The organism is Desulforamulus ruminis DSM 2154 (genome assembly GCF_000215085.1).
In the GTDB taxonomy this organism is placed as follows: Bacteria; Bacillota; Desulfotomaculia; order Desulfotomaculales; family Desulfotomaculaceae; genus Desulfotomaculum; species Desulfotomaculum ruminis.
The window spans coordinates 3921715-3940484 of sequence record NC_015589.1; the positions used below are offsets into that span (position 1 = coordinate 3921715).

At 45.3% G+C, this 18770-nt stretch carries 18 protein-coding genes; 4 read left to right on the top strand and 14 right to left on the bottom strand.

The window, feature by feature from the left end:
- The first annotated feature begins 119 nt into the window (after positions 1-119).
- Complete coding sequence (locus DESRU_RS19390; RefSeq protein ID WP_013843799.1) at positions 120-968, top strand: class II fructose-bisphosphate aldolase; 849 nt, start codon at positions 120-122, stop codon at positions 966-968.
- On the opposite strand, the gene DESRU_RS19395 is transcribed toward DESRU_RS19390, so the two are convergent.
- The 6 genes from DESRU_RS19395 to DESRU_RS19420 all read right to left on the bottom strand — a co-directional run bounded on the left by DESRU_RS19395 (position 965) and on the right by DESRU_RS19420 (position 7609).
- Positions 965-1990: a Gfo/Idh/MocA family protein gene (locus DESRU_RS19395; RefSeq protein WP_013843800.1), complete on the bottom strand. Its 1026-nt coding sequence runs from the start codon at positions 1988-1990 to the stop codon at positions 965-967. The two genes, DESRU_RS19390 and DESRU_RS19395, sit on opposite strands and share 4 nt — an antisense overlap.
- A 69-nt stretch (positions 1991-2059) precedes the next feature.
- Positions 2060-2908 carry a carbohydrate ABC transporter permease gene (locus DESRU_RS19400; protein WP_013843801.1) on the bottom strand — a complete coding sequence of 283 codons (849 nt, stop codon included), beginning with the start codon at positions 2906-2908 and terminating at the stop codon, positions 2060-2062.
- Between the two features lie 12 nt (positions 2909-2920).
- Entirely contained in the window at positions 2921-3847 is a 927-nt protein-coding gene (locus tag DESRU_RS19405; RefSeq protein WP_013843802.1) for a carbohydrate ABC transporter permease, read from the bottom strand.
- Complete coding sequence (locus DESRU_RS19410; protein WP_013843803.1) at positions 3837-5153, bottom strand: ABC transporter substrate-binding protein; 1317 nt, start codon at positions 5151-5153, stop codon at positions 3837-3839. The genes DESRU_RS19405 and DESRU_RS19410 overlap by 11 nt, the downstream gene beginning before the upstream one ends.
- Before the next feature lie 91 nt (positions 5154-5244).
- The gene (locus DESRU_RS19415) at positions 5245-6348 is read right to left on the bottom strand and encodes an ABC transporter ATP-binding protein (RefSeq protein WP_013843804.1); all 1104 of its coding nucleotides are present in this window, start codon (positions 6346-6348) and stop codon (positions 5245-5247) included.
- Positions 6349-6514: 166 nt separating this feature from the next.
- Positions 6515-7609 (bottom strand): aldose 1-epimerase family protein, encoded by a 1095-nt coding sequence (locus DESRU_RS19420; RefSeq protein WP_013843805.1) that lies wholly within the window; start codon positions 7607-7609, stop codon positions 6515-6517.
- Positions 7610-7971: 362 nt separating this feature from the next.
- On the opposite strand from DESRU_RS19420, the gene DESRU_RS19425 reads away from it, so the two are divergent.
- Together DESRU_RS19425 and DESRU_RS19430 are read left to right on the top strand one after the other, a co-directional pair.
- A complete protein-coding gene (locus tag DESRU_RS19425; protein ID WP_013843806.1) occupies positions 7972-9126 on the top strand; it encodes a diphosphate--fructose-6-phosphate 1-phosphotransferase in 1155 nt (384 codons plus the stop codon).
- Positions 9127-9597: 471 nt separating this feature from the next.
- Complete coding sequence (locus tag DESRU_RS19430; RefSeq protein WP_187290595.1) at positions 9598-10902, top strand: Na+/H+ antiporter NhaC family protein; 1305 nt, start codon at positions 9598-9600, stop codon at positions 10900-10902.
- 62 nt (positions 10903-10964) lie between these two features.
- Here DESRU_RS19430 and csaA read toward each other — a convergent pair whose 3' ends face one another.
- Positions 10965-11297 carry a chaperone CsaA gene (csaA, locus tag DESRU_RS19435; protein ID WP_013843808.1) on the bottom strand — a complete coding sequence of 111 codons (333 nt, stop codon included), beginning with the start codon at positions 11295-11297 and terminating at the stop codon, positions 10965-10967.
- A gap of 175 nt (positions 11298-11472) precedes the next feature.
- Here csaA and DESRU_RS19440 point away from each other — a divergent pair, with 175 nt between their 5' ends.
- On the top strand, positions 11473-12366 hold the full coding sequence (locus tag DESRU_RS19440) for an AraC family transcriptional regulator (protein ID WP_013843809.1): 894 nt from the start codon (positions 11473-11475) through the stop codon (positions 12364-12366).
- Between the two features lie 168 nt (positions 12367-12534).
- Here the strand turns inward: DESRU_RS19440 and clpP are convergent, their stop codons facing one another.
- The 7 genes from clpP to DESRU_RS19475 all read right to left on the bottom strand — a co-directional run bounded on the left by clpP (position 12535) and on the right by DESRU_RS19475 (position 18669).
- Positions 12535-13122, bottom strand: coding sequence for an ATP-dependent Clp endopeptidase proteolytic subunit ClpP (gene clpP, locus DESRU_RS19445; RefSeq protein WP_013843810.1), 588 nt, complete (start codon positions 13120-13122; stop codon positions 12535-12537).
- 48 nt (positions 13123-13170) lie between these two features.
- Positions 13171-13584, bottom strand: coding sequence for a helix-turn-helix transcriptional regulator (locus DESRU_RS19450; protein ID WP_013843811.1), 414 nt, complete (start codon positions 13582-13584; stop codon positions 13171-13173).
- Between the two features lie 165 nt (positions 13585-13749).
- Positions 13750-14229 carry a 23S rRNA (pseudouridine(1915)-N(3))-methyltransferase RlmH gene (gene rlmH / locus DESRU_RS19455; RefSeq protein WP_013843812.1) on the bottom strand — a complete coding sequence of 160 codons (480 nt, stop codon included), beginning with the start codon at positions 14227-14229 and terminating at the stop codon, positions 13750-13752.
- Between the two features lie 87 nt (positions 14230-14316).
- Positions 14317-15576, bottom strand: coding sequence for a UDP-N-acetylglucosamine 1-carboxyvinyltransferase (gene murA, locus DESRU_RS19460; protein ID WP_013843813.1), 1260 nt, complete (start codon positions 15574-15576; stop codon positions 14317-14319).
- A gap of 106 nt (positions 15577-15682) precedes the next feature.
- Positions 15683-16591, bottom strand: coding sequence for a peptidase MA family metallohydrolase (locus tag DESRU_RS19465; RefSeq protein WP_013843814.1), 909 nt, complete (start codon positions 16589-16591; stop codon positions 15683-15685).
- A gap of 96 nt (positions 16592-16687) precedes the next feature.
- Positions 16688-17263 (bottom strand): tetratricopeptide repeat protein, encoded by a 576-nt coding sequence (locus tag DESRU_RS19470; protein WP_013843815.1) that lies wholly within the window; start codon positions 17261-17263, stop codon positions 16688-16690.
- A 143-nt stretch (positions 17264-17406) separates the two neighbouring features.
- Entirely contained in the window at positions 17407-18669 is a 1263-nt protein-coding gene (locus tag DESRU_RS19475; protein WP_238446330.1) for a M23 family metallopeptidase, read from the bottom strand.
- Positions 18670-18770: the final 101 nt, after the last annotated feature.

The following is an 18770-nucleotide window of genomic DNA, read 5'->3' on the forward strand; positions in this document are numbered from 1 at the left end:
TTTTTGCAAAATCCCGCCTAGGCCAAATAAATATTATAATATTATATAATTGCTTATTTACAATGTTTATGGGTTCTGTTACTATTTGTATATATAATCATGAAGGAGATGGAACGATCATGCTCATTTCATCCAAAGACATACTTAAGAAAGCGCAACAATCCGGCTATGGTGTCCCTGGATTTAATTTTTACAATCAAGATGTGGTGGAAAGCATTGTTGAAACGGCTGAAGCCCTTTCATCCCCGGTCATTTTAATGATCACCCCGATTTATATTGAAAACCTGGGGCTGGAATCAGCAGCCTTTATGGCTCGTTGTGTGGCGGAAGCTGCCAGGGTCCCTGTAGCGCTTCACCTGGACCACGGCCATACCTATGAGCAGGCTCAACGCTGTTTAGAGGCAGGTTTTACCTCCGTCATGATCGATGGTTCTGAACTGCCGCTGCAAGAAAACATTCAACTGACACAAAAGGTAGTGGCTTTAGCCCAAAAATACGGCGCTTCCGTGGAAGCTGAGCTGGGAGCCGTGGGAGGTGCTGAAGATATGGCCCAGGAAGGTGCCCAGCAAAAGCTTGCGTTGGTTGACCCCGAAGACGCCAAAATATTCGTACAGGAAAGCGGCATTGATAGCCTGGCGCCGGCCATTGGAACAGTCCATGGCATGACAAAAAAGGAACCCTGTCTTGATCTACCGCTGCTCCAGGCCGTAAGAAAACGGGTCGACGTTCCTTTGGTTCTTCACGGCGGTTCGGGTCTCGCGGATGATACCATTCGCCTCATGATTCGTAACGGCATTAGTAAGGTAAATGTGGGCACGGAACTCAAAATTGGCTGGATGCAAGGGTTAACCGCCTATTTTAAAACAGGTGCTTATGAACCCCGTTTTGCCAGATCATCGGCGAAAGAAGGGGTTATGCAAGTGGTTGCCAAAAAAATTGAATTGCTTGGCTCAAAGGGAAAGGCTTAAGCCTTTCCCTTTTCTAAGCAGGGTCCTTTCATCAAGCTCTGTTCGATAAAGTCATCGATAACAACCGGTTTTCCCGTTTGAGCAGAGTCATTGGCAGCCAGAACCACGGCCAGTGTTTTATAACTGTCTTCTATGGGGGTTTTTATCAGTCCCCTGCTCCTGGTTCGAACCGCTTGTATAAACTGATCGTTAATATCGCCTGTTTGGGAATCGTCCATTTCCATTCCTGTTTCGGAAAGAACCATAGTTTTTTGGGGAGTAAAACGGAATAACAAGTTTTTGGCAGCGATATCAAGGGCTATGGTCTCAAAGTTTCTTTCTTCTTTAATATCTGGAAACAAGGCCAGCGTACCGGATATGGAACCCACGACTCCGTTTTTAAACTTAAGATTTAATACGTAGCCGTCCCAGTTGTTGAAATCTTCATTTTGTCTCACATTCAAGGTATAAAAGGCATGAACACTTTCCACGTCTCCGCAAAAAAGCCTGCAAAGGTCAATTAAATGGATCAATTGATCCACAACCGGTCCACCGCCCAAATCTTTATCGGCGATATGTTTCACAGGAGGCTTGGTCCAATACCAAAAACCGTTTAACATGGACACCGGCCGTTGAGCCAACATGCCGGCCGCAGCTTGAACCGACCGGCGGTAACGGAACATATGGCCAATGGCGCACAGTATCTCCGCTTCTTTCACTTTTTCCACCAGCGCAGCCGCCTCACCAAGAGACAAACTGATGGGCTTCTCCAAAAACAAATCTAATTTGCGCTGAATTACAGCCATGGCCGTATCATAATGGGCATATACCGGTGTGGTGATATACACCACATCCAGCTTTTCATGGTCCAGCATCCTTTTGTAATCTGTGTAAGCCTTGGCCCCAAAAGCTTCAGCCAGCTCTTGGGCACTTATGCCGGTATGACTTTGGACCGCCACCAGGGAAACGTCGGGCATTTTGCTCAGCTTTTCGGCATGAGCCCAACCCATTCTGCCAGCCCCAATCAAGCCAACTCTGATCAACTTGATCCCACCTGTCTGTCTATTATTTTTTAATCATACAGAAGGAAAAAGGGTGACTCCCCCCGCTTGCTACCCTTTTACCGCCCCCGCGGTTAAACCGGCCACAATATAACGTTGTACCAAGATGAAAATTACCAGAATGGGCAGCGTTGTTAAGAAGGAGGTGGCCATCATGCCGCCCCAGTCGTGTTTGAACTGACCCCCGAAGGCGATCAGCATACCTGGCGGAAGTGTTTTCATGGTCACATCATTGACCAGCGTCATGGGGAACAAAAGGTTGTTCCAGGCGTCCAGGAAGGCGAAAATACCCGTTGCCACGATCCCGGGAGTGGCCAAAGGGAGAACAACCTTAAACATGGCTTCCACACGGCTACAGCCATCCACCATGGCCGCCTCTTCAACTTCCACCGGAACCGAATCGATAAAGCCCTTGATCATCCACACGCCAAAAGGGAGGGCAAAAGAGGTAAAGGCAATGGTTAATCCCAAATAACTGTTCAGTAAATCGGCCTTAACATATAAAAGATACAGTGGAATGAGCAGCACCACCATAGGAAACATTTGCGTCACCAAAACACTGATCAATATCTGTTTACGAAAACGGAAGCGCAGCCTGGACAATGCGTAACCGGCCAGTGTGGCCAGCACAACGGTTACCACAACGGTGGCAATGGCCGTAACAAAGCTGTTAAAGAAGAATTTAACGATTAAAGAGTCCGGGGCAAAAAGTTTAATTAAGTTTTCAAAGGTAATGGTTTGGGGCCAAAAGTCCGGCGGCACTTTAAATTGGTCGATTTCCGGTTTTAAAGCGGTGCAGAACATCCAATAAAAAGGAAATAAAGTCCAGATAAAAGTAGCCGCTAAAATCCCATAGATGGTGGCCTTCCAAGTGATTGTCGGCTTTCTTACCTCAGCCATCTTAACTCCTCCTTAAAAATCTTTGGTCAGCATTTTTACATAGAAGCCGGCCAAGATGGTGAGCACAACGCACCAGATAAAGCCTACGGCGGCGCTATACCCCAGTTCAAAGTTTTCAAAAGCCAGACGATAAATATATACGACCAGTGTGGTGGTTTCATAGGCCGGGCCGCCACCGGTCATGGTGTAGATAATCGGAAAGTTGTTAAGGTTGCGAATAATTTGCAGAAGGGAGGTAATGACAATAATTCCTCTCAGATAGGGTAGCGTTACATGCCAAAATTCCTGCCAGCGATTGGCGCCCATTTCCAGAGTGGCCTCTTTTACATCTTGCGGGATGGTTTTTAATCCGGCAGCGAACATCAAAATATAAAAGGGGATCTGATTCCAGCAATTAGCGATAACACAGGCGGTCATGGCCAGATCTCCCCGCATCAGCCAGGGCAGATATTCCTTAATGATGTGTAGTTGCTGCAAAATGAAATTGGCTAAGCCCACTTCCACATCAAAAATATACATAAAGAGATACGCTACAACCACCGCCGGGATAATCCAGGGGGCTAAAATAAGACCCCGGGTGAATCCACTGTATTTCTCCGGTAGTTGATCCACTGCAATGGCTACAATTAAACCTACCAGCAAACTAATGATAACCGAGGCAAAGGTAAAAACTAAGGTGTTCTTCAAAGACAGCCAGAAGTTGCCGTCATGGGCCAGCTTGGTAAAATTATCTGTTCCAACAAAACCGTGATTCAATGGATCCGTCAAATTATAATGAAAAAAACTGAGTATAGCGCTGCTGACAAGGGGATAGAGAATGACCAAAAGAAGCACGGCAATGGCCGGCAGCAGCAAAATGGAGTGGAGCGGCAAGCGGAGAAAACTCCGCTTGCCTCCTATACGAATTATAGGACGATTAACAGTTGATTTACTGGCCATTAATTACACCCTCTAATTGAGTCTGTGTATTATCGAGAATCTGCTTAACCGGCTTATCTGTGGTGATGATCTCTTGAACCCCGGTCATCAGAGTCGTGCCCAGTTTAGCATAGTTAGGACCAAATGGCAGCGGGGTAAGTGTCGGTACAATTTTTTCTAAAATGACACTGCGGATGGGATCGTTAAACAAGTCGGGATATTTTTCTGCAGCGCTTTTGGTCGGGGGCAGGAAGCCCAGAGGACCATGATAATTTTTCATCGTATACTCACTGTTCACTAAAAACTCGGCGAATTTAGCAGCTTCTTCTTTATGCTGGGAGGCTTTCATGACCACCAATGTATGGTCGTCAGGCGCTGAAAAGTTCTTGCCGGTTGGTCCCATGGGTAGTGGTGCAACGCCCCAGGTTTCAAAAAACTGTTCATCGGTAATATTCTTGTCAAAGCTCTTAACAACACCCCTCAAAAAGGGTCCGTCAAGGGCAAAAAGCAGCCGGTTCTGGCTGGCCTGTGGTCTGAACTCCCCAAACTTCTTGCCTGCCAGGGTATAACCATTTTTAACCGTTCCGCGTATCCATTCGCCAAATTGAATAAACTCCGGTGAATTTACCTTGGCCGAATCATTGGTGACCGGCTGCTCCAGGAAGTTGTTCATAAAGGGCCACTCTTGGGCTAAACCAACGGTGCGAATGGTGGTGTCCAACTGTAGGCCAACCACATCGGGCATTTTTTGTTTGGCTACCTTCATCATTTGATCCATCTCGTCTAAAGTTTGGGGTGGTTTAGTGGGATCAAAGCCAAGTTCTTTCAGCAACGTTTTGTTGTAATAAAAGGTCAAGGTATTAGGAGCCCAAGGAATTAGGTAATGTTTGTCACCCACTTTGCCGGGCTCATAAAATTCCGGTCTAAAATCCTTGATTAATTCCTGTGGCAGTACATTTTCCGTGGGCTCCAGGGCATTCATGGTAGCCAGGATTACGCCATCACCTACGTGAACTTGGGCAATGTCGGGAACATTACCGCCCATAACCATAACCATTAACTGGTTGCGCATGTCACTAACAGGCACATTTACATTTTTGATTTTTATATTGGGGTTTTGCTTTTCATATTCGGCAATGACCTTATTCAAGTCTTTGGTATAGGCTTCTCCAGCCGCCCAGTTGACAAATGTCAATTCTATTTTTTCACCCGTAGCACCGGCACCCTTGCTGTCCCCTTTAGGACCCCCACACCCACTAATTAGGGAAACAGACAGCACTAAAGTTACCAATAAAGCCATATACCTTTTTGCTTTACTTTTAAACATTTGATTACCTCCCCCTCCATGTGCGCGTCTCGGCAAAAGTTTCCCAGCATTATTTGAAGCTCTGATTCGTTATTCTTTGAATCACCTCGCTTTATTTAGGTTGTATAGTTAAAGAATGACCGGATTCAGGATCAAAAAGATGGATTTTCTCTTTTTCACATTTCAACAGAAGACTGCAACCAATTTGCGGTGCTGCTACCTTTGCGGGCATGGTCATAACAATTTCTGTATCACCGGTTGTTTTCGCATGCAAAATATACTCTGCGCCCACGTGCTCCACCACTTCCACCAAGCAACTCATTTCGTGGTCATTTTCACAAGCCGGATATAAGTTTTCGGGTCTTATTCCCAAAAGGACTTCTTTATTTAAATAGGATTCCGCAACCTGCAGCAAATGGGACGGTAGCGGCACATCCACCCCTTCGGTTTTAAAGTGAATTGCGGATTCCTTGCGGTAAAGGGTACCCTTCAAAAAGTTCATGGGCGGAGAGCCGATAAAACCGGCCACAAACATGCTCTTTGGAGAATCGTAGATGTCCGTTGGTTTCCCGATTTGCATAATATGTCCGTCTTTCATCACCACAATCCTGGATCCCATGGTCATAGCTTCTGTTTGATCGTGGGTTACATATATAACCGTAGAGGCCAATTTACGGTGTAATTTGATTAACTCCGCTCTCATGACCACCCGGAGCTTGGCATCCAGGTTGCTCAAGGGTTCATCCATCAGGAAAACAGCCGGTTGCCGTACAATGGCTCGCCCCAGGGCCACCCGCTGGCGCTGTCCACCGGACAATTCCTTGGGTTGACGATGTAAAAGATGCGAAATACCCAGCATTTCCGCGGCCTTCTTCACTCTAGCGTCAATCTCTTCCTTAGGAAGCTTTTTTATGCGCAAGGCAAAGGCCATGTTTTCGTAAACGTTCTTATGGGGGTATAATGCATAGCTCTGAAAAACCATGGCAATATCGCGGTCTTTTGGTTCCAAATCGGTTACGTTTTTATTGCCGATGTGAATTTCGCCCCCTGTTGGATCATCCAATCCAGCCACCATGCGCAAGGTGGTGCTTTTACCACAGCCGGATGGACCCACTAGAACCAGAAACTCTCCATTCTCGATGGTCAGATCAAAATCGGCTACCGCTACAAAATCACCGTATCTTTTCTCAATGTTTTTTAAAATTACTTCTGCCACGGTAATCTCCTTTCTTTACGGCGCATCTAGAAGGATACACCATAAGTTAAGTTGCAGAAAGCTAGCAAATACCGGTAATTATGCATTATTATATTGTTGTAATATTACTTATTTATTGTTTTTATGATAGCTTTAAAAAATATAGTCGTCAAGAAGAAAAAACTTTTTATTTCAACTTTTCAAACATTTCTACCTGTTTTAGCTTTTCCAACGTGCTTGTGATCTCTTCCTCACCATCTAGAATCTTAAACTCAACTTCATAATGGTGCTGCTCACCGGGTTCCAGCATCACCAATTCACCCCGTTCCCGATGTGCCGCACGGCCGTCAACCCAGCAATTACTGGGTTCCAAGCCCATGACATAAGCGCCGGGAGAAGGCTGGAACCAATGAACAAAATTAGGCAAGCTCTCTTTGGTATAGCGTAGTTGGAGACCCCAGCGAGCTTTACCGGGTGTTTCATTGATTAAAGCCATGGTAACATAACCTTCCTCATCTGCCTCCATCTCATGATACAAGACGTCTTCAACTTGAGTATGGGGTTCCAGGGGATAGCGGGTCCAGTCAAAGTCTACCGAGGGCTTATCCCGGTGACGGACATCGCTGCTGGGAGCATAAAGCCGGGTATGGCCGCTTAGCAGCGGAAAACCCAGATTGATATGATAAAGCATCATGTGACCTTGGGTCTGGAAGGAGTGGTTGGTTAAACAATCTTTGATGCGAATCATGTTGGCACCTAGGCTTGTCTCAATACGACGCTCATTGACAAAGTACTCTGTAAATTTATCCAACTCGATAACTTTGCCCTGGCACCACATCTTATATTCGTCGCCGTCCCAGGCCGCTTCTGCCCAAACATTGGTGGCCGGCGACAGTTGGGCTCGGCCATGAAGGCAGTGTTCTTGGCCTTGATCATGGCATGGATTCCCTACCTGGGAATAACCGCAGGTACAAACCAGGCCTCCGAAGGAACCCCGCCGTGGAATAAAGCCATGGGTTTCCAGGTAGGCCGGCGCCACTTCTCCGGTGCGTGAACGCCAACCAATAGCCTTCCCCTTATATTCCGCCAGGATAATGTCCATACCACGGGTTGGGCTTACTTGGAAGTGTAGTCCGGAACCGGTCCGAAACTCAATGACTTCCACATCTTTTTGATTGCCGTCGGTTAAGGCTAGTCGACGAACTCCTCCGATTTGGGATTCATGACCAATGCGCTCCCGTAACTGCTGGCGGGTAAAGAATTGTCCATATAGCTGAACCATGCTTCATTTCCCCTTTTATTGACTCATTCACTAGTTCATTGCCTGATTAATTGACTAAATTCCTTTAAAAAAGCTTATATCAACAATAGATTGTAAATGGAATTGTAAAAATTTTATCAAAAAAACATATTAGTGTAAATAGACAAATATGTAATGTTGTAATATTATAAAAATAATTAACGATTTCTAATTGACAAAATCTTTTAGCCAAGGCTATATTAGATAAAGTTATAATATTGCAAAATTATATTAATGTCTAGAATTACCTTCTATACGATGGCCTACTTTATTTGAAGCCGCAAAAATATTCATTAACCAATGATCGAAAAAATATAGAAACAGCAAATGAGGGTGAGAAGTTTATGCAAAAGCAAAATAAGCTATTTATCGCTCAGTCCGGGGGCCCTACGGCGGTGATCAACAGTTCGCTAGCCGGCATTATCGCTGCTGCCCAGAATAGCGGTGTAATAGCGGGAATTTACGGTTTGTTCAACGGCTTAGAAGGGGCCTTAAAAGAGGAAATCGTTGATTTGACCCACTTGTCCAGGCAAGAAATTCAACTTTTACGGCATACACCAGCCGCTGCCCTAGGCGGAAGTAGGTATATTATGAAGGAAGAAGATTACCGGCAGGCAGTACGCTTTTTGGAAAAGCAGGGTGCCGGGCATTTTCTTTTCATTGGCGGTAACGGAACTATGGGAACGTGCCATAAATTGAAGCAAGTTGCGGAGGAAATGGGCGTTGCCATGACCGTTAATGGAGTACCCAAGACCATAGACAATGACTTGGTTGGCCTGGATCATGCCCCCGGCTACGCCAGTGCGGCCCGGTACGTAGCCTTAGCGGTTAAAGCCCAGGGTGCCGATTTGAGATCCATGCGTACCTTTGAACAAGTAAGAATTATTGAAACCATGGGCAGGGCGGTGGGCTGGCTAGCTGCCGCCTCGGCGCTGGCTCAAGAGCATCCGGAAGATCCGCCTCATCTTGTCTATCTGCCGGAGGTCCCCTTAGCCATCAATGACTTTCTTGAAGATGTTCAAAAAATGTATCGGCGCCATGGCTATGTGGTAGCCGTTGTGGGAGAAGGCATGAAAGACGTAAATGGACACCCTATCGGCTGTGAACAGTTCCAGAACGAGGAGGGCACCCGTCCGGTTATTGTGGGGGCATCAGAGCACCTGTCTAAACTGGTTAAAAGCCGGTTAGGGCTGGTAGCCCGAAGCCAAAATCTGGGGATGACCCAACGCAGTTTCTCCGAATGTGTCTCTTTGTTTGATGAAGAATTCGCCTATGAATGCGGGCGGGCGGCCTTCCTGGCCTCAATGGAAGGAAAAAAGGGACGTATGATTTGGCAAGACGGCGATCTTCCCTTGAAAAAAGTTGCGGGGTTGGTACAGACCTATCCGAATTATTTTTATGATATGGGCAAAAAGCAGCCGACGAGCGCTTTTCACCAATGGTTGTCCCCACTAATAGGTTCCATGCCCTCTTATTTTAATATTCATCTTAAGGACTGACTGCAAGCTCGCCTTTTGTTCCGCAGACGGCAAACATATTGACCATTTAAACCCCGGCTATAAATGTTTCAATAATAAGGGCAGAAAAATAACCGATCTTATTTTAGAAGTTACTGAAAAATTATCTTTGCCATCTCTACGAGTACCCTAAACCATAGATTCTTCATTCCGTTCAGAATGACCAAGCAGCATGTAATTATAAGCGGCTGCTTTTTCAGCAGCCTCTATTTCTATGGCAAGCCTCCTCTCATTCTCACCGCATCTCCGCTCCCTTATGAATTTTACTTGGCATACATTTCTTTCTATATTGTCCTGCTAACTAAATTAGGTGTATAATTCAGTAGAAATTTCTAATATAAGACGAGGGCAGCGATGAATTCAGAAGGCAAACATAGGGCACCAACTTTTTGGGAAGCAACCATAACCTTTGTTATTAGCTTGGCAATTTTAGTGACCTCAAGTATATCTGCGATGGATATGCATACCCCGTTGCTGGCGGTTATTATACTCAGCGGCCTATTGGGGGTCTATACAGGGCACAGGTGGAGGGATGTGGAACCAAGTTTGGTTTCGGGTATCACCAGTTGTGCCCCGGCCTTATATTTCTTAATTTGTATTGGAGCTACCATTGGTATATGGATTGAAGCAGGCATTATCCCGGCATTTGTAAGTTATGGACTGGTCTGGCTAAAGCCAGCCTTCTTTTATGCCGGAGCCTGTTTATTTACTGCCATGATTGCCGCGCTTTCTACCTCGGGCGGCGCAATGGGTACGGTGGGAGTGGCGCTAATGGTTATTGCCCATGGTATTGGGGCGGACCTTTACGTCACATCCGGAGCATTAATCTCAGGGGCTGTAATGGGTCAACTGATTTCACCCATTAACGACATGCTGCCCCTGGCCCTAGCCCAGGGCGCCCGGTTAAATGAAACCATTAAGCTATTTATGGTGCGACTGCTTCCACCTTTTTTATTGGTGGAAGTTTTGTACTTGGTCTATGGCTACTTTGTAGGTTTTCCCCAGGCCTCTATCAACAGTGGTTTAATCATTGATGCCATCCGGCAGCATTTTTTTATCAGTCCCGTAATATTTCTGCCGGTCATTTTGCTTTTTCTGCTTATCGCCCGGGGAACTCCTACGGTACCGGTACTGATGATCAATTTAATCGTTTCTTCCCTTTTTGCTTATGTTTTTCAGGGTGCCGGCTTAGCAGAAATATTTCGTGCCATGAGCCACGGATACATCCCTCCGGCAGACCAGGAAATCATGCAAATCTTTGCCCGGGGTGGCATCACGCCTTTCGGCAGTATTATGCAATTAACCATGATGGCCTCCATTTGGGCTGCATTATTGAAAAAAATTGGTGCTTTGGATGCGATCTTTGTCAAACTTATCTCCCTGCCCCTGCTCCAGAAAAAACTTGGCCTGCAAAGTCATTTACTCAGCGTGTTTATTTCCATTTGCACCTGTGCGGTAATCCCGGCAATCATTATTTCCGGAGAACTGCTGAAGGGCAAGTACCAGGAAGAAGGCCGGCCCATAGAAGAACTTTACCGAAATGTCATTGCCTCGGGTATTATCGTTTCGCCCTTAATTCCTTGGACCAATATTTACTTTTACAATGCAGGTATTTTAGGTATGAACCTCATCCCGGCCTTCCCTTATTTCTGGTTCGCTCTCGTATACTTTGCCTGGTTGATCATTCTAGGTTTACGAGACAAGGTACTAGGCCATGGCAAGCATGGTATTTCAGAAAAAACTGCCCTTGAAGAATAAACGCAATCCCCCTGGCAGCTCTGCCAGGGGGATTGCGCTGTTATTCTAACTAAAACTATCTATCACCCAATCGGTGTTCCATCAGGTAGTTTAAAATCAGGCTTTAATAGAACTACATCCCCCTTTTCGGGTATTCCTCCAAGAACTAATACCTCTGAATTAAACCCGGCTATACGACGCGGAGGAAAATTGACTACCCCGATTACTTGTTGCCCTATAATATCTTCAGCCGTATATCTTTTTGTAATTTGTGCACTAGACGCTTTTATTCCGATTTCTTGTCCAAAATCAATCTCAAGTTTAATAGCGGGTACTTTTGCTTTTGCGAAAAACTCCGCTTTAATAATTGTTCCGACACGAATATCCAATTTCAAAAAATCATCAATCGTTGCCATAAACATTCACCTCATCTTTTGTCTTTTCTTCCCATGCCTAGGAATGGTCATCAAACCTAGGATTGCAATGATAAGCCGAAGATCTGATGTAATAATATCACCATTTTTATTTTATTTGTGTAACTATATCTTTAATTTATATGGAAATATCGTCACCAGAAAGGATTTGGCTAAAATGGAGAAGCAATTGCACGAAACCATTTTATATCCCGATGTTTCATTTCCATACATCATGTACACCCATACCATTCATAGAAGTATTCCTGAAGGTAGAGGATTTAACGATTTACATTGGCATGAAGAACTACAAATCACTTTGGTTACTAAAGGAAAACTGGTTATACAAGTTAATGGGATTAATCATGAATTAGAAACGGGGCAGGCAATTTTAATTAATAAGGGCATCCTTCACGTTACTACGAATCTGACACATAACGGTCAATATGTTAGTTTTAATTTTCCGGCGAAACTGCTGGCCTTCTACGCAGATAGTGCCATGGAAAAAAATTATGTATTACCTTATACAAACTCTTCCTCGGTATCACTAGTAATCAAGGGAAAAGTTGCATGGGAAAGTCAAGTACTAGAAATGCTTTGGGATATGAAAAAAAATTTTGATATGAAAAAGAACTGGGGATGGGAATATGAAGTTTCTATCAAAACTGTACAATTATGGTTTACCTTAATTTCTAACATTTCGCTCTCTTCTGAGGAAGCACCTAAATACTTAAAGCTGCAGCGGGAAAGACTTCAATTAATGCTCAGCTTCATCCATCAGAACTATTCAAATAATCTAACACTGCAAGAGATTGCTGATGCAGCCCACCTAAGTGTTTCGGAATGCACTCGGAGTTTTAAGAAAACAATTCATATGACGCCTTACGACTACTTAATTAAATACCGTATCAAAAAAAGCAGCGAGTTATTAATTTCAACAGATTATACAATAACCGAAATAGCCCACAGAGTGGGCTTCAATCATGCCAATCACTTCATTCAGTCTTTTAAAAAATATCATAAAAGAACACCTAAAGATTTCCGGAAATTTAGAAATGAATTCAATGATTAAGGAGTCAACCTATTTGAGTAACGGAAACACTACGTTTAACAGGTTCTCCGTATCACTCAGCAACTAAACCGAAATTTGTGAAATAAAAATAACCTGTTAAGTATCAGAGACACCTTCTAAGGATGTCTCTATCAATCATTGTATGTATATATAGCAATTTACCTGATTTTATTTTTTTATCATCACAGCGTCAATAAGCCCATATTCCTTTGCCTCTTCTGCCGTCATGTAATAGTCTCTCTCCATGTTCCTTTTAATCCTTTCCAACGGCTGTCCGGTCAATTCACTATACAACCTGTTCAACTTCTCTTTTGTTCTCTGCATCCATTCAGCATGTATTTTTATATCTGTAGCCTGTCCTTTGATTCCGCCTTCCATCCATGGCTGGTGAATCAATATCTCACTGTTGGGTAATGCAAATCTTTTTCCTTTTGCACCGGCCGTTAGTAAAAAGGAGCCTGCACTTGCCGCCATTCCTACACAGATCGTCGATACATCCGGCTTGATATGCTGCATTGTATCATAAATGGCAAAACCAGCGGTAATAGATCCTCCAGGACTGTTAATATAGAAATGAATATCCTTTTCAGGATCTGAAGCTTCCAAAAACAGCATCTGGGCGATAATCAAACTGGCGGATGTATCATTGACGGTATCGCTCAACATGATAATCCTGTCATTCAATAACCTTGAATATATATCATAAGAACGCTCTCCACGGTTTGTCTGTTCGATAACCATTGGCACCATACTCATACGATCACTCCTTTAGCAGTGAGATGCCCTGTTTTCATAAATGATTTCTTAAGCAGCTCTACACAATGTGGTATTACTTGAAGAAGAGCCATTTGAACCTTTTATAAACGTCCCCGCTTTTCCACATCTGGAAATTTTCCTGCTAGTATTTCTGTAATCTCTCGGGCTTGCACCATATAATTTTTTAAAGGCCCTGGAAAAGGACTCTTCCGAACTAAATTGATATTTAAAAGCGATATTCGTGATTTTCTCATCTGTTTCTGCTAGTTCCATTGCAGCCTCAGATAATCTCCTCTTTCTTACATAGTCCATTACCGATGTTCCGACGGTTTTATGAAAGAGCCTATGGAAATGAAATTGGGAAAAATGTGACTGCCTGGCAATTTCGCTCAATTTAATATTCTCGCACAAGTTCTTTTCAATATAGTCAATTGAGTTTTGGATTTGCAGCTTAGAGTTCATAGGATTCCCCCTCAATATGTTTTCCGGTATATTATATAAAATGTTTAACGAAATTACCTAACATTCCTTGCTAACATCATCGGCTGCTGGCAGTGCCAGTTCTTTCATCAAAAATTACGATGGAATTTATTTTTTAGCCGGTCTCACTAATATTCACCTATAAACTCATTTGTGATACGGTTCATTCCTTATAATTTTAAACCAGCGATAAATCTGCTCCACTAAAAGAAGCCGCACCAATTGGTGGGGAAAGGTCATATTGGACAAGGACAACAGCAAATGGGCCCGTTCTCTCAGGGAATCGGCCAGCCCCAGGGATCCGCCGATGATAAAAGTAATGTCGCTGTGGCCGGATAAGGCACTTTTCTCCATTCTGGCGGCCATTTCTTCGGAGGAGAGCATTTTCCCTCTGGGATCCAGGACAATGAGATAGGTCCCTTCCCGAAGGCGTTTGGCCAGTTTATCCGCTTCTTTCTGCCGGACCTGATCTTCCACAGCCCGGGGAGCATTTTCCGGACAGGGTTCATCCGGCACTTCCAGTATCTCCAATTTGGCATAGGGACCCAATCGTTTACTGTATTCTTTTACCCCGTCCACCAGGTATTTCTCTTTTAGTTTACCAACAGATAAAATGGTAATTTTCATATTTGCTCCTTATTCCTTGATATCAATGATTAATAAAGGCGTGCCGCCGGCACGCCTTTATCGTTAGCTTTTCATTATTTACAGGTTTTATGCCCTGCGAATGCAGGCCCCCAGATGGTTTAGCTTTTGTTCGATACCGGCGTAACCCCGATCCACAAACTGAATGTGGCCAATTTCGGTTTCTCCCCGGGCCATCAGCCCGCTAATAACCAATGCCGCACCGGCCCTCAGGTCGGAAGCCTTGACCTGGGTCCCCTGCAAAAAGGGAACACCCTCAATGACAGCCATGCGGCCTTCCACTTTAATGTTGGCCCCCATCCGTTTTAACTCATCGGCCACCCGGAAACGATTCTCAAAAATATTTTCAATAATAATACTGGTTCCCGGAACAGTTGAAAGAAGCGCCATCATTTGGGACTGCATGTCCGTTGGAAAACCCGGGTAGGGCATGGTCTTAATATCAATATTCCTAGCCTCAATGCCTTCGGCTTTAATATGGATGGAATCTTCTCCTTCAATCACTTCCACATTGGCTTCACGGAGCTTGGCGCTCAGGGGCTCCAGGTGACGGGGAATCACATTCTCCAGCAGCACATCTCCACGGGTGGCGGCAGCGGCTACCATAAAAGTTCCTGCCTCAATGCGGTCAGGAATAATGGAATAGCGTCCCCCTTTCAACCGGGGAACCCCCTCGATTTTAATCAGGTCCGTACCGGCCCCCCGGACTCTGGCACCCAGGGAATTTAAAAAGTTGGCCAAATCCACGATCTCCGGTTCCTTGGCTACGTTCTCAATAACGGTCTGCCCTTCCGCCAGCACAGCAGCCATCATAATGTTTTCGGTGGCTCCCACACTGGGGAAATCCAAATATACACGGGTGCCTTTAAATCCTTTAGACTTACAGCTTCCCCGGACAGCCCCCCGTTCCAGGCTTAAGTCGGCGCCCAGGGCCACCAGTCCCTTAAAATGCAGATCCATGGGACGGACACCAATGTTACAGCCGCCGGGCAGAGATACATTGGCTTTCCCATAACGGGCCAGCATGGGCCCCAAAAGCAGATTGGAAGCTCGCAGTTGTTTTACAAGATTATAAGGAGCTTCTTCCACCACCTGGTCCGGGCTTTTTAAGGACAGAATGTCCTCCCCCAGCCAGCGCACTTTAGCTCCCATGGTTCCTATTATTTCTAAAATGATTCGCACATCACTGATATCCGGCACATTCTCTAAAATAACCTCATCTTCTGCCAGTAAAGCTCCACACAGAAGCGCGAGGGAAGCGTTCTTAGCACCACTGACCCTTACCTTGCCACGGAGCGGGTGCCCTCCTTCGATTATGAGTTTATCCAACGATTTTTTGCCCTCCTAAAATGATTCGCTCCCCAAATCTGATTTAAATATATTCTCTTTGAATCGAGGAAATTCCTGCCTTGGTGGTAAATACCAGCTAAAAGTCCTACAATTGATTTAAACTTTCTTTCTCCATGGCCCACTTTTGATAAGCCGCCTCAAAGGTTGGCATATCCATACCCAATAAAGAAGGAATGGCCTTGTCGGTTTTCTTCCCTTCCGCAAGGAGCTGGAGCAAAGAACGCAGGGATTCTTCCCCGTAAACCTCGGCAATATAACGGACGGCCAGGTAGGATTGACGATAAGCCAGCGCCTGATTGGGCAAACGATCAAAATTCAGATCCATCTCACTCAAAGGGTAGAGAGTTTGTCCCAGCAGGGCCCCGGTTTCATCAAATTCAAAGCCGGTTAATTGGTATTCCTCATACTGGGCCAGTCCTTCGGTAAGCCACCGGGTATAGTTGCCTCCGGTAATATAATCCACAACCAGATGCGTAAATTCGTGAGCCATGGGACCGTCCGTTTCAAATGCTTCCTTATACAAGGCTGAATTAGACTCTCCCACCCAAATATCCGGAGATAATACCCGGATCACGCCGGCCCAGTACACGCCCATGGCGCTCTCATCGGCCGGCCAGCCAAAATTACGGTTCAGTTCCGATCTGGAGGGATAGACAATGACCGGGATTTTCCCTTTGCCGGAGTACCCGTATTTGGACGCAACAGGAGCATAGAAGCGTTCTGCGGTAGCCAGTACCAGTTCAGCATCCGAACGGTTATTCCCGGTATAGCGGACAATGAAATGTTGACCCTGCAGGGTTTCCATATGGCGGGTTGTCCAAAGGGCCTTTTGTTTCAGCCCTTCCCGGAAAACATTGTAGGCAGCCGTACGGGCAACATTGGGCAACCGTACGAAAAAAATCGTCAGCAGGATCAATACGGTTAGAATAATGCCTAGATAACGGCTTGTCCTTGACCACTCGTACCCATAAAACAAAGATAATATACGAGGCATTTTAAGATACCTCCCAACTAATTATATAACTAGTTATAATTATATAATTGTGGTCGGTTCAGTCCTACTGGTAATTTGTGCAATTGAAAAGCCGGGTTATTGCCCGGCTTGGATCTTCCACTGTTCAATTGATTTGCGCGCTTCCTCCGCCTTGGGGCCTTCCTTTTGGACTGCCAGAACCTTCTCCATGGCCGTTATGGCTCCCTGGTAATCCTTTTTCTCTGCCAATAGCTTGGCATACTGAAAGTTTAAATCTGCGTTATTGCCTTCAATTGCCAAAGCTTCCGTCAACTGCTTTTCAGCAAGATCGATCTTGCCCTGACTATAGTAGGATAAGGCCAAATTCTGACGGGCGGAAATATTCTTAGGTTCTAACTGTATGACCTTGGCATAGAGATCGTCGGCCTGTGTAATTTTCCCTACCTGGATGTAATAAGAGGCCAGGTTAAGCATCAGACCCGTATCATTGGGTTTCTCTTTGGCTTGCTCCTCAAGCAGTTTAATTCTCTCCTCCATGGTAGTGGGAGCCTTGGTGTCGTTTTGAGCACTGCCCAGCCCGGACCAAACCATGGAAGAACCAATGAGACCCATGGACAGCACAACCACCAGGATACCAATAACGATCCGCTGGAATCGTTTTTGCCTGGCTCTGGGAGATAAACTTTTAAACATAAGACCCTTCCCTCCGGATCAATGTAAATGAAATGACAGACCGCGTCTGGTCTGGAAAAAGACCATCAATACTATGGACAATCATAACAAATAGTTTAAAAAAAGTAAACCTTCCGCGAAACTAACGGAAGGTTTTATACGTCTTATAAGTAACTTAATGGATTTCTGGGAACTCCGTTGACAATCACTTCAAAGTGCAGGTGAGGTCCGGTGGACCTGCCGGTGGAACCAACTTTGCCAATGATGCTACCCTTTTGGACGGTCTGGCCAACTTTCACGCTGATGCTGGACATGTGACCGTAGCGGGTTACCAATCCGTTGCCATGGCTGATATCCACACAGTTGCCGTAACCTCCGTACCAGCCGGCACGAATAACTTTACCGCTCTGGGCCGCCTGAATGGGCGAGCCGTAACCACGGGCCAAGTCAATTCCAGTATGCATCCGACCGCTTCTCATGCCGAAAGGAGATAGAATGGCTCCGGCAGGACGGCTGAGACCACGGGATGCCACCATGGTTTGGGAACTGCGTTCCACAATTTGCGCTTTGGCTTCTTTCAACACCTTTTCCTTCAGTACTTTGCGCTCCGTCTCCATGCCATTGACCGCCGTGATTTGATAAGTTACCTCTTTAAGCCCTTTCTCACCCTGCTGAATCACCTTGCTTTGTCCATAGGGCAGACTGGGGTTTTTCCTGACTTGTTGGGCTAAAACAACGTCCTCTTGAATGGTTTTTTGCGTAGTGGCAACCACGTCGATAACGGGATCCAACGCCCCAACCATTTTAATTTTCTGGTCGATCTGCATCTTTTCCGGAACGAAATCCGGGTTGGCGGCTTGCAGCTCTTCCGGCGTAACATCAAAACGGACGGCGATATCCCACAGTGTGTCGCCTTCTTTTACCGTGTAATATCTCGGCTTATCGGATTCGCCTTTTAGATATTTCACGGCTTGTTCCACCGCCTTAATCTTATCTGCTTTAACAGGCAAATCTACCAGATCGATCTTTTGTTTAAATGAAAGGGTATTGTCCGGATCAATCTGGTAGGCTTGCTTGAGTTTTGCCAAAACTAAATTTGCTGCCTCCCTGTCCTTGACAGCTACCTTTAAACCCCCGTTGGCCTTAATGCCTACGGCAACCGCCTCAAAGGAAAGATTTTTGGCCAGGATTTCCGTGCATTTCTCTGCACTGACAACTTCGGCCTCATCTTTTTTAACCGTCTTACAGAGAACTTCCTGCGTGATTTTTACATTGGCAGCCTTGCCTTGTTGTTTTTTAATCAACGAATTAATAACCGCCTCCGCTGTGGTTTTATCTTTAACCACGGCCAAGACCTTGCCGTCCACTTCAATGGCACAGGCCCGGTTGGCCGCCACCATCGACAGCAGTCCTAAAACTAAAAACACCGCTAAGGCTCCGGATATTACCCGTTTGTATGTACTTGGCTGCTTGTCTAACCAAGTTTTAAATAATAAGATTTTCTCCTTTACTTGCATCGTTCAGCTCC

Excerpts from the sequence above, each read along its gene's own strand:
- DESRU_RS19450 (WP_013843811.1), bottom strand. The coding sequence starts at position 13,584 with ATGAACTCTAAGCTGCAAATCCAAAACTCAATTGACTATATTGAAAAG.
- DESRU_RS19470 (WP_013843815.1), bottom strand. The coding sequence starts at position 17,263 with ATGTTTAAAAGTTTATCTCCCAGAGCCAGGCAAAAACGATTCCAGCGG.
- DESRU_RS19465 (WP_013843814.1), bottom strand. The coding sequence starts at position 16,591 with ATGCCTCGTATATTATCTTTGTTTTATGGGTACGAGTGGTCAAGGACA.
- clpP (WP_013843810.1), bottom strand. The coding sequence starts at position 13,122 with ATGAGTATGGTGCCAATGGTTATCGAACAGACAAACCGTGGAGAGCGT.
- DESRU_RS19405 (WP_013843802.1), bottom strand. The coding sequence starts at position 3,847 with ATGGCCAGTAAATCAACTGTTAATCGTCCTATAATTCGTATAGGAGGC.
- DESRU_RS19425 (WP_013843806.1), top strand. The coding sequence starts at position 7,972 with ATGCAAAAGCAAAATAAGCTATTTATCGCTCAGTCCGGGGGCCCTACG.
- rlmH (WP_013843812.1), bottom strand. The coding sequence starts at position 14,229 with ATGAAAATTACCATTTTATCTGTTGGTAAACTAAAAGAGAAATACCTG.
- DESRU_RS19400 (WP_013843801.1), bottom strand. The coding sequence starts at position 2,908 with ATGGCTGAGGTAAGAAAGCCGACAATCACTTGGAAGGCCACCATCTAT.
- DESRU_RS19390 (WP_013843799.1), top strand. The coding sequence starts at position 120 with ATGCTCATTTCATCCAAAGACATACTTAAGAAAGCGCAACAATCCGGC.
- DESRU_RS19410 (WP_013843803.1), bottom strand. The coding sequence starts at position 5,153 with ATGTTTAAAAGTAAAGCAAAAAGGTATATGGCTTTATTGGTAACTTTA.
- csaA (WP_013843808.1), bottom strand. The coding sequence starts at position 11,297 with ATGGCAACGATTGATGATTTTTTGAAATTGGATATTCGTGTCGGAACA.
- DESRU_RS19420 (WP_013843805.1), bottom strand. The coding sequence starts at position 7,609 with ATGGTTCAGCTATATGGACAATTCTTTACCCGCCAGCAGTTACGGGAG.
- DESRU_RS19440 (WP_013843809.1), top strand. The coding sequence starts at position 11,473 with ATGGAGAAGCAATTGCACGAAACCATTTTATATCCCGATGTTTCATTT.
- DESRU_RS19430 (WP_187290595.1), top strand. The coding sequence starts at position 9,598 with ATGGATATGCATACCCCGTTGCTGGCGGTTATTATACTCAGCGGCCTA.